The organism is Rectinema subterraneum (assembly GCA_009768935.1).
GTDB lineage: Bacteria > Spirochaetota > Spirochaetia > Treponematales > Rectinemataceae > Rectinema > Rectinema subterraneum.
In genome coordinates this window covers 1-2266 of the sequence record WESA01000106.1, presented here as the reverse complement: position 1 = coordinate 2266, position 2266 = coordinate 1, and the positions used below count along the sequence as shown (strand labels likewise).

General features: G+C 53.9%; 2 protein-coding genes and 2 tRNA genes. 1 reads left to right on the top strand and 3 read right to left on the bottom strand.

From position 1 onward, the window contains the following. Positions 1–41 precede the first annotated feature (41 nt). The 3 genes from galE to GAP13_RS12980 all read right to left on the bottom strand — a co-directional run bounded on the left by galE (position 42) and on the right by GAP13_RS12980 (position 1399). On the bottom strand, positions 42–1028 hold the full coding sequence (gene galE, locus GAP13_RS12990) for a UDP-glucose 4-epimerase GalE (RefSeq protein WP_158908711.1): 987 nt from the start codon (positions 1026–1028) through the stop codon (positions 42–44). Between the two features lie 178 nt (positions 1029–1206). After that, positions 1207–1279, bottom strand: a tRNA-Phe gene (locus GAP13_RS12985). A 46-nt stretch (positions 1280–1325) separates the two neighbouring features. Further along, positions 1326–1399, bottom strand: a tRNA-Val gene (locus GAP13_RS12980). A gap of 172 nt (positions 1400–1571) precedes the next feature. Here GAP13_RS12980 and GAP13_RS12975 point away from each other — a divergent pair. Continuing rightward, on the top strand, positions 1572–2266 hold a 695-nt coding region (locus GAP13_RS12975), incomplete at its 3' end, for a hypothetical protein (protein ID WP_503473390.1).

The window sequence follows — 2266 nt, the reverse complement described above, 5'->3', positions numbered from 1 at the left end:
AGAAATCTGTGCGAGTTCGGTCATGTTTCTTTCCTTCCTGCTCAATGAATAGAATGAGAATGGTGCTGCGCATAGGCGCGCCACGACGTGGCGATTATGGTTTCCATATCAGAGAACTTTGCTTGCCACCCAAGAAGCTTTCTCGCTGCTGCGCTCGAAGCGACGAGGGTTGCGGGATCGCCCGGTCTGCGTCCGGTGATGTGTGCGGGAATAGGGCGGCCGGTAATGCGCCTCGCCGCTTCCAGGATTTCGAGCACCGAAAGCCCGCGCTCCGAGCCCAGATTCACCGCAAAGCTTTCAGCATGAGCATCGAGCTGCAAGAGCGCGCGGTAGTGCGCATCGGCGAGGTCGGTCACATGGATGTAGTCCCGCACACCCGAACCGTCGGGAGTCGGGTAGTCTGTTCCAAACACATCGAGATGCGGCCGCAAGCCTGCGGCCACTTCCATAATCACGGGCACAAGGTTTGCGGGGTTTTTCTCAAGACCTCGAACCCTGCCTTCAGGATCATAGCCTGCCGCATTGAAATACCGCAGCGCTGCAAACTTGAGCCCTTTCAGGCGGTCGTACCATTCGAGCATGCGCTCGATTTCGAGCTTGGTGAACCCGTAAAAATTAGCTGGTTCTTTGGGATGCGCTTCGTCGATTGGCAGATATTTAGGCTCGCCGTAAATTGCTGCTGATGAAGAAAATACGAATTTTTTGATACCTGCCTCGCACGCGGCATTGAGAATGTTGATTGTCCCTGTCAGGTTTTGGACGGCATATTTTTCGGGCTTGAGCATGGATTCGCCCGCTGCTTTCGCAGCTGCGAGATGAACAACCGCATCGTAGCCGCGGCGCATAATGGCTGCCACCGCTTTGTAATCAAGGATGTCTTCCTCAAAAAAGCTGTAATCTGGAAAGAGATTGTCTTTCGTCCCGGTAGAGAGATTGTCGAGCACATCGATCTTGAGCCCGCGGTCCGCAAAATATCGCGCAACATGGCTGCCGATATACCCTGCCCCGCCGATGACCAGCACATTCATGCAGTATTCCCCTTCGGAAAAATTGAGTGCAGTGCTACTTTAGCGCAGACGGGGATGGAACGCAACATCGGAAGAGTGTGTCAGGGGCGGCGCGCCGTGCAGAAGGTAAGCAGTGCAAAAACAAGTCTCACAAAAAGCGCTAGATATAAAAAAACCACCCCTTTCGGAGTGGCTCATATGCCGCCGATCAGAATCGAACTGATGACACATGGATTTTCAGTCCATTGCTCTACCAACTGAGCTACAGCGGCATATTCTCGCTGCGCCAAAGCATATTTCGATGCGCCTAACGAACTTTGGGCGGTGCAAGAGTCGAACTTGCGACCCCCAGCGTGTCATACTGGTGCTCTAACCAACTGAGCTAACCGCCCGCCTTTCTGCGCATGTCATAGCTTTGCAGCTATGGTACGTTGTCGCTAACGACAAAAGCTCTTATATCAGAGAGATGCGCAGAGTGTCAAGCATTGTCTAGTGTCACGAACCTTGCATATGAATTTGAAGTGAAAGCCTCTTTTCTTGCGTCTATAAGGAGAGGAGGCTTTCATGCATCATTTTCATTTTTGCCCAAACCCGGCCTGTGCGTATCATCAGCACGCACCGAAAGAACGCTGGTTCGTCGCCGCAGGGTTCTATGTGACCAAAACCTTCGGCAAGGTCCAGCGCTTCCGCTGCCAAGCCTGCGGTAAGTACTTCTCTACCCAGACCTTCAGCCTTGATTACTTCGCCAAGCGCAAACTCGCCTATCCCCAGATCGAAACCCTGCTCAGCTCTTCCATGAGCATTCGCGCACTCTCACGATTCTTCTCTGCTTCGTGCGGCACCATCCAGAACCGTATCGACCGACTCGCCCGGCAAGCCATCGCACTCCAGAGCCTGCTCCGTCCCCATGCCAATCCCCATGAATCCGTCTGCATCGATGGCTTCGTCTCCTTCGATGTCTCTCAGTACTTCCCCAACAACATCACCCTCGCCGTCACCGCCGATTCTCAATTCTTCCTTGCCGCTACCCATGCCACCCTGCGCCGTTCCGGCAACACCACCGAGGCTCAAAAGCATAGAATGTCCCTGCTCTATCGTGCGTGTACCTTTGAGCCTCGGAGCATCGAACGCTCATTCCGGGAGCTGCTCGATCGCCTTGCCCAGGAACGCATGCCCCAGCTATGGCAGCCTCTCATCCTCATCACCGACGAAAAAAAGGAATATCGCAGAGCGCTGTATAGCCATCCGCTCTTTCGCTT

Coding starts and splice junctions, on each gene's coding strand:
- galE (WP_158908711.1), bottom strand. CDS start 1,028: ATGAATGTGCTGGTCATCGGCGGGGCAGGGTATATCGGCAGCCATGTT.